This window comes from Microbacterium sp. zg.Y909, assembly GCF_024626565.1.
This window is the reverse complement of sequence record NZ_JANJFJ010000198.1, coordinates 1-8,248: the sequence shown is the minus strand read 5'-3', so window position 1 is coordinate 8,248 and position 8,248 is coordinate 1. Positions and strand designations below refer to the sequence as shown.

The 8,248-nt window shown below is 72.8% G+C and carries 6 protein-coding genes; all 6 read left to right on the top strand.

What is annotated here, in order from left to right; all coding sequences use genetic code 11:
* Positions 1-201 (top strand): FHA domain-containing protein (locus NQ160_RS14230; RefSeq protein ID WP_257515865.1); only part of this gene is annotated, 201 nt, incomplete at its 5' end.
* Positions 201-1,061, top strand: coding sequence for a PP2C family protein-serine/threonine phosphatase (locus tag NQ160_RS14225; protein ID WP_257515864.1), 861 nt, complete (start codon positions 201-203; stop codon positions 1,059-1,061). The genes NQ160_RS14230 and NQ160_RS14225, both read left to right, overlap by 1 nt.
* Positions 1,054-2,214 (top strand): FHA domain-containing protein, encoded by a 1,161-nt coding sequence (locus NQ160_RS14220; protein WP_257515863.1) that lies wholly within the window; start codon positions 1,054-1,056, stop codon positions 2,212-2,214. The genes NQ160_RS14225 and NQ160_RS14220 overlap by 8 nt, the downstream gene beginning before the upstream one ends.
* Positions 2,211-3,812: a protein kinase domain-containing protein gene (locus NQ160_RS14215; RefSeq protein WP_257515862.1), complete on the top strand. Its 1,602-nt coding sequence runs from the start codon at positions 2,211-2,213 to the stop codon at positions 3,810-3,812. Before NQ160_RS14220 ends, NQ160_RS14215 begins: the two co-directional genes overlap by 4 nt.
* Positions 3,813-3,832: 20 nt before the next feature.
* Positions 3,833-4,579, top strand: a complete 747-nt coding sequence (locus tag NQ160_RS14210) for a hypothetical protein (RefSeq protein ID WP_374113659.1) — start codon at positions 3,833-3,835, stop codon at positions 4,577-4,579.
* Positions 4,576-8,248, top strand: a 3,673-nt coding sequence (locus NQ160_RS14205) for an FtsK/SpoIIIE domain-containing protein (RefSeq protein ID WP_257515860.1), incomplete at its 3' end; no start/stop codon positions are given. The genes NQ160_RS14210 and NQ160_RS14205, both read left to right, overlap by 4 nt.

Genomic DNA, 8,248 nt, shown 5'->3' with positions numbered 1-8,248 from the left:
GTGGCGGTGGACGACGTCACCCGCACGGTGTCGAAGACCCACGCCTTGCTGCATCGTGCCGACTCGGGGTGGAAGGTGACCGACCTGGCATCCACCAACGGCGTCTTCCTCGCCGATGAAAGCGAAGTCGCCGGCACCGCCACGGTGTCGGGGGTCTTCTTCCTGGGCGACGCGCGCCTGGAACTGCTCGCCGACGCGTGATGCCCGCCACGCCCATGCCCACCGCGAGCAGTCTGCAGGTCACGTGCGGCACGCACACCGACCCGGGGCTGCGGCGACCCGTCAACGAGGATGCGCTGTTCGCCGAGCACCCGGTGTACATCGTGGCCGACGGCATGGGCGGTCACGACGCCGGGGACCTCGCCAGCGCGGCGATCATCGAGGTGTTCCGGCCGCTGGCCGGTCGTGACGACCTCACCCCCGACGATGTCGCCGCGGCGGTCGAGCGCGCACACACGGCGGTGTCGGACATCGCCGCGAACCGGCCGCGGGGGGCCGGGTCCACGCTCACCGGCGTCGTCGCGGTGTGGCAGGACGGTGTACGGCGGTGGCTGGTGGTCAACGTCGGCGACTCCCGCGTCTACCGGCTGCTGACAGATCAGCTCGAACAGCTCACCGTCGACCACTCCGTTGCCCAGGAGCTCGTCGACGAGGGCCGGCTCGCCCGCCACGAGATGTCGTCGTTCCGCGGCCGCAACGTGATCACCCGTGCGATCGGCCAGGAGCGCAGTCGCGCGGACTACTGGCTGCTTCCCATCGTGACCGGAGAACGGCTGCTGGTCTGCTCCGACGGTCTGTCGGGAGAGCTCACCGATGAGGCCATCCGCGCCGGGCTCACCCTGGGCGGTGCCCCCGGCCAGACCGCCGGTTCGCTCGTCGCCCAGGCGATCGGCCACGGCGGACGGGACAACATCTCCGCGATCGTCATCGATGTGGTCGCCGGCGGAGTCAACCCTCGGCAGGAGGCCACCACCGGAGGGCTGCCCTTCGCCGACGAGACGTCCGCCACGGTCGAAGTGTCCACCCTCCGCTCGATGCGCACGAGGAGGAGCCGTGGCTGAGTGGTCCTCTGCGCCCGGTCAGCTGCCTGCCATCGTCACCGACGACCTGGCGCTGCTGTTCTCAGGCACCCACGCCACACGCGCGGCGCGGGCGGTGCTGTCTCACACCGCCGCCGGTGACGGCTGGGAGAGCGTCCTGGACCTCATGCTGCGCGGCGGCTTGGGCGGCCTCCCGGACTTCTTCGCCGGTCAGGTCGATGGCACGGTACTGGCCGGTGCCGTGCGCGGCGACGCGCGGCTGACCGCGACCCACCTCGACGGCAGCACGACCCAGCTCGACGGCGTCGGTCTTCGCACCTGGCGCGAGTTCCGGCTGGAAGATGTGGCAGCGTTCACCGCCGACGCGGGCCCCGGTACGGGTCTCCCGCTCGCCCCCGCACGCCCCGGCCCCCTCGCCGTGTCACAGCTCGGCTGCGTCATGGCGCCCGCCGTGCCGGCACCGTCACCGTCACCGTCACCGTCACCGTCACCGTCGGACCCTGCACTCACGCTGGAGTTCTCGGACTTCCTCGAACCGGCGACGGCCCCCGACGAAGCTCGGGCGGTCCCCGCGTCACCGCTGGCCGCGGCACGGGCCGACGGCCCCGCGACCGGACGCTACGACGACCTCTTCGGTGCCACGATCCACTTCGGCGTCGAGGCAGCGGCCGTCCGACCGCCCGATGACGATGACGAAGAGCACGCGCTGGAGGAACCGGCCGCCGCCGTCAGCGGGATCGTCTGTGTCGCCGGCCACCCCAATCCCCTCGCGCGGGTGACCTGCACCCGCTGCGGCGCGTCGCTCACGGGGGCGGTGCTCTCGCGCGTGCCGCGTCCGGAGCTGGGTGCCGTCGTGCTGCCCGACGGTCGCGAGGTGCCCCTCGTCGGGGCCCTGCTCATCGGCCGCAGCCCACGGGTCGACCGCACCGACGGCGACGCGATCCCCACCCTCGTCGTGATCGACGACCCCGACGTCTCCCGCACCCACGTGCGCGTGCTCATCGAAGGGTGGCAGGTGCTCCTCGAGGATCTGGGCTCCACCAACGGCACCGTCTTCACCGCGCTCGGCACCGGACCGCGACGCATCCGCCCCGGCGAGGCGGTGCTCGTCACCGACGGCGCCGTGGCAGACCTCGGCCCCCGCAGCCGCATCACGTTCACGGGTGTCCCGTGAGCGCCCGCTACGGACCGGTCGATGTCCCCGGCTTCACGCTGCAGCGCCCGCTGGGCTCGGGCGGCTACGCCGACGTGTTCCTCTACGAGCAGCACCTGCCGCGCCGGCTCGTGGCGGTGAAGATCATGCACGAGCCCGTCGATGATCCCGCCGCCCGCGCCCGCTTCGAAAGCGAAGCGAACCTGATGGCGGCGCTGTCGACCCACCCGTCGATCGTGACCATCCATCACGCCGCTGTCGCCGACAACGGCCGACCGTACCTGGTGATGGAGTACTGCTCGCGCCCCACGCTGGCCGAGACGTACCCGCACCGGACGGTCAGCGTCCCCGAACTGCTGCAGACGCTCGTGCGGCTCTGCGGCGCGGTCGAGACTGCGCACCGCGCCGGAATCCTGCACCGCGACATCAAGCCGGCGAACGTGCTGACCACCGACTACGGGTGGCCGGCGCTGACCGACTTCGGGTTGTCGTCGCTCGCCGGCGCCGCGGCCGACGCGGCCGGGGTGTCGGTGCCGTGGGCCGCCCCGGAGCTGGTCAGCGGACGCGGCTTCGACGCCCGCTCGGACGTCTACGCCCTCGCGGCGACGGCCTATACCGTCCTGGCCGGACGGACGCCCTTCGAGGACCCGCGAGCGCGCACGGACCTCACCGCGCACGTGACCCGGGTGCTGACCGAGGCCGTTCCACCCATCGGCCGCGACGACGTGCCGATCGCGCTGGAGCGTCTCATCATCACCGCGCTGGCCAAGGATCCCGACCGGCGGTCGCAGACCGCGTCGGAGTTCGCCCGCACCCTCCAGCGCATCGAGCAGGACCTGCACCTGCCCGTGACGAATCTCGACATCCCCGCCCTGGCGCCGACAGCGGCGCCCCCGATGCCGCCGGCGATCGACGACGCCGACCTTCCGGAGCGCACCCGTCTCGTGACACGCCGGAGCCCGGAACCGGCGCCCGATGACCACACTCTGCTTTCCAGCCGCCCGCCCGCCGCTGCGCAGCAGCCGTCGGACGCGGATGCCGCCCCCGGTGCCGTCGCCGCCGACGACCACACCCTGCTGTCCAGCCGCGCAGCGGCCGGCACGGGCGACGATGCTCCCCCACCGGCCGACGCCACGCTGCTCGCCGCGCGCCGCACCGGCGTCCCCACTGAGCCCGCCCGACAAACCGACGACGAGCACACGCGGCTCGCCGCCCGACGGTCCGCCCCGGCCGCCGCCGACGCCCCGCCCGCCGCCGACGACGACGCCGACGCCGACGACGAGCACACGCAGCTCGCAGCCCGCCGCTCCGGTGCGGCAGGCGACCGCGACGCGCTCGCCACCGACCCCCTCGCCGCAGCTCCGTCCCCGGGACGCACCGCCCGGGATCCGGCCGCCGAAGCGGCACGCGAGGCGTACGGCATCCGCAGTTCGCCCGTTGTGGCACCGGTGGTGCGCTCCGCGCCCGCGCGGGCCACGCCGGTCCGGACTGCTGCGGCGACCGAACCGCGCCGTCCTGCCCGGGGGCGGCGGGTGGCGATCGCGGCGATCGCGATCGGGGCGACGGTGGCGGTCATCGCCGCCGCCATCGCGGGCATCGGTGTGCTGGTGGGGCTATGACGACGAGGGATGGGATGACGATGACGCACGCGCGCGCGGCCGCTGAGGGCACGCTCGGGATCGAGTTCTGCGGGGAGTGGCATCACCCGACGCCGGGCACCACGTTCTCGGTGGGCAGGGACGCCGACCTCACCGTCGACACCAACCAGTACCTGCACCGCCGTCTGCTCGCCTTCGACGCCGATGGCGACCTCTGGTGGATGTCGAACATCGGCCAGTCGATCTCGGTGAGCATCGCCACACCCGACGGTGCATACCAGGCGGTGCTCGGGGCCGGCGCGCGCGTGCCGCTGGTCTTCCCCGAGGTGACGGTGATGTTCTCCGCCGGGGCGTACACGTACGAGCTGGGGGTGCGCAATCACGCGGCGAGCTTCACCGGGCGCGACCCGCAGGCGACCAGCGACGTCGGCGACGGCACCACGACGATCGGCGCGGTCACCCTCACGCCGAGTCAGCGGCTGCTGCTGATCGCCCTGTGCGAGCCCATCCTGCGCGGCGGGATGGTGGGGGCCAGCCAGCTGCCCTCGTCGGCCGCGGCGGCCGCCCGGCTGGGGTGGCCGCTGACGACCTTCAACCGCAAGCTCGACAACGTCTGCGACAAGCTCGACCGCGAGGGCGTGCAGGGTCTGCGGGGCGGGGTGGGCAAGCTCGCCACCAACCGCCGCGCGCGCCTGGTCGAGCATGCCATCCTGTCCCGCCTGGTCACGCCGCAGGACCTCGATCTGCTCGAGGTCGCAGCGGCAGCGAGTGAGAAGAGCGTCCGATGAAGATCCGCGTCACCCTGCGCCGTCCCGACGGCTCGACCGAGGACATCGCCCTGGCCGCCGAGCCGGGCGTACGCGTGGGCGAGGTGGCCGACTCGATCGTCGCCCGCGACCCAGCAGGCGCTTACAACGGCCCCGCCTACGCTCCCGGCACGGTGACCCTCGAAGCGCACGCCCCCGCCGTCGGCGGCGCGTCCGAGGCACTCGACCCCGACGACACCCTCGCCGACCTCGCGCTGGCATCGGGCGTGGAGGTCGCCGTCGTCGGGCTCGACGACGCCCCGCGCGCAGATGTGGCGTACATCGAGATCGTCGGCGGCCGCCTCGCCGGACGGCGTTACACGGTGCCGCGGGGTTCGACGGTCATCGGGCGCGGCGACGACTGCGGCATCGTGCTCGATGACGCCATGGTCTCAAAGCGCCACGCGCGCCTGCACGTCGGGCGCGACCGCATCGAGCTGATCGACCTCAACTCCGCGAACGGCATCATCGTGCAGGGGGCGCCGGTGGGTCGCCTCGAGATGCAGCACGGGCAGGAAGCGGTACTGGGAAGCACCGTCATCCGCGCCGGGTTCCTGCCGTCCGAGGTGACCCAGTCCTCCCCCATCGGCGAAGTGCGGCTCACCCGCTCGCCGAGTGTGGAGCCGCGCTACATCGGTCGTGAGCTGGAGGGGGCGGACCCGCCCATCCCCGCCGACCCGCAGCCGTTCCCCTGGGCCGCCGCGCTCCTGCCCGCCATCGCCGGCCTCGCCATGTTCGCCGCCACCCAGCGACCCATCACCCTCATCTTCGTCGCGATCTCGCCGCTGATGATGATCAGCACGTGGGCGACGGCCAAGTCGCAGCAGCGGCGCAAGCTCAAGATCGAGCACACTCGCTTCGTCGCCCAGATGGAGCGACTGTCGGCACGCCTGGCGCGCGAGCGGCAAGACGAATCCCGCATCCGCGCGCGGGAAGCGGTGCCCCTGCACGAGATCTACGACGCCGTGCAGCAGTGCGCGCCGCTCGTGTGGACGCGCCGGCCCGAGCACTGGTCGTTCCTGCAGGTGCGCCTGGGGGTCGGCGACGTCCCGACCCGCAACACCGTGAAGGAGACCGGCAACACCGACCGCGCGGTCCCCGAGCAAGTGGAACAGCTCGAAGAGCTCATCGCCACCTACGAGCTCGTCCCCCGCACGCCTGTCGTCGAGAGGCTCTCGGATGCCGGTGCGCTCGGCATCGCCGGCGACACCGCCGCCGTCGCCGCGTACGGTCGCGCGCTGGCCGCACAGCTGGCGGGACTGCACGCCCCGAGCGACGTCGTCATCGGCGGGCTGCTGGGCCCCGCCTGGGCCGCGCAGTTCGCTGACGCGAAGTGGCTCCCTCACGCCATGCAGTCCGAGGCCGTGTTCGGCGGCGCACCGTTCGCCGACACCGCCTCGGCTGCGGCGAACCTGCTGTCCCGGCTCGAAGAGACCCTCAGCGCCCGCTCGCCGCGCGGGGCGGAAGGTCCGGTGCAGCTGGGCGCGATCGACGACAAGCGGGCCGCGCTGACCGCCGGCGCGGCGGTGGGGTCCGACTCCCGCTCCGAGAACGGATTCGACGGGCCGCTGCCTGCGATCGTCGTGCTCATCTCCGATGACGCCCCCGTCGACCGCGCGCGGCTCATCCAGGTGCTCGAGCGTGCCGCCGGTCGAGGGGTGTATCCGATCTGGATGGCCCCCGACACCGCGGCACTGCCCGCCGCCTGCCGCACCTTCGTCGAGCTCGGCGCCGACGGGTCGGCCGCCGTCGGCTACGTGCGCCTCGGCCGCACGCTGACCCCCGTCGAGGTGGAAGGGCTCACCGCACCCCAGTTCGCGCAGTTCTGCCGCCGGCTGGCCTCGTACGTCGACGCCGGCGAGATCGGCGCCGACACCAGCGACGTCCCCCGCTCAGTGCCGATGCTGCAGCTCATCGGCAAGGAGATGGCCACCGCGCCCGGCGCCGTCGTCGACCGCTGGGAGCAGAACGGCTCGATCCTCTCCGCCGCCACCCGCGCACCGGCTACCCCGAAGCTACGCGCGATCGTCGGACAGGCGGGCTCCGGCGCGATGCACCTCGACCTGCGCGCGCAGGGCCCGCACGCCCTTGTCGGCGGCACGACCGGCTCCGGCAAGAGCGAGTTCCTGCAGGCCTGGGTGCTCGGAATGGCTGCCGAGTACAGCCCGCAGCGCGTCACCTTCCTCTTCGTCGACTACAAGGGCGGTGCGGCCTTCGCGGAGTGCACGGCGCTCCCCCACTGCGTCGGGCTGGTCACCGACCTCAGTCCCCACCTGGTGCGTCGGGCGCTCGTGAGCCTGCGGGCCGAGCTGCACCACCGCGAGACGCTGTTCACCCGCAAGAAGGCCAAGGACATCCTCGAGCTCGAGAAGCGCGGCGACCCCGACACCCCGCCGGCGCTCGTCATCGTGATCGACGAGTTCGCCGCGCTCGTCAACGAGGTGCCCGACTTCGTGGACGGAGTCGTCGACGTCGCCCAACGAGGCCGCTCGCTCGGCATCCACCTGATCATGGCCACCCAGCGTCCCGCCGGCGTCATCAAGGACAACCTGCGCGCCAACACCAACATGCGCGTCGCCCTGCGCATGGCCGACGAGGTCGACTCCGACGACGTCATCGGCACGAAGGATGCCGCCGGCTTCGATCCCGGCATCCCGGGCCGCGGTGCGGCCAAGACGGGACCCGGCCGCCTCACGGTCTTCCAGTCCGCCTACACCGGCGGCTGGAGCTTCGTGGAGGAGGACGCACCCGAGGTCGAGCTGGAGTCGTTCGCATTCGGCCCGCCGCGCCGGTGGGAGGCCCCCAAGACCGACTCTGCCTCGGCGGAGCGCGATCTCGGCCCCACCGACCAGCAGCGCCTCGTGGCGACGATGGTGCAGGCGTCGCAGGCGGCCGCGATCGAGCCGCCGCGCCGTCCGTGGCTCGACGAGCTCGCCACCGTCTACGACCTCACCCTGCTGCGGCAGCGCACCGATGAGAAGCTGCTGCTGGGCGTGCAGGACGTGCCCCAGCGCCAGGCGCAGGACACCGTGTACTTCGAGCCCGACAACGAGGGCCACCTTGCGATCTTCGGCACCGGCGGCGCGGGCAAGAGCTCGACGCTGCGCACCCTCGCCGTCGCAGCGGGCATCACCCCGCGCGGGGGCCCCGTGCACGTGTACGGCCTCGACTTCGGCTCCGGCGGCTTGCGTATGCTCGAGGCGATGCCGCACGTCGGCGCGGTCATCCCCGCCGACGCCGGCGAGAGGGTGACCCGCCTGTTCCGCATGCTGAAAGCGGAACTCGACCGTCGCGGTGAGGCGTATGCCGCGGTCAACGCCGGCACGATCTCGCAGTACCGCTCACTGGCGGGGCGTCCCGACGAGGCGCGGATCCTGGTGCTGATCGACGGCTTCCCCACGTTCCGCTCCGAGTACGAGGCGGTCACCGGGCGGGCCGACGCGTACCAGGTGTTCCAGCAGATCATGACCGACGGCCGCTCGGTCGGCATCCACGTCGCACTCACCGCCGACCGCGGCCAGGCTGTGCCCACGGCGCTGCAGTCCACCATCCAGAAGCGTGTGGTGCTGCGCCTGTCGGACTCCGACGCCTACGCGATGGTCGGGGCTCCCCGCGACGTGCTGTCGCCCGAGTCGGTCGCCGGTCGTGCCA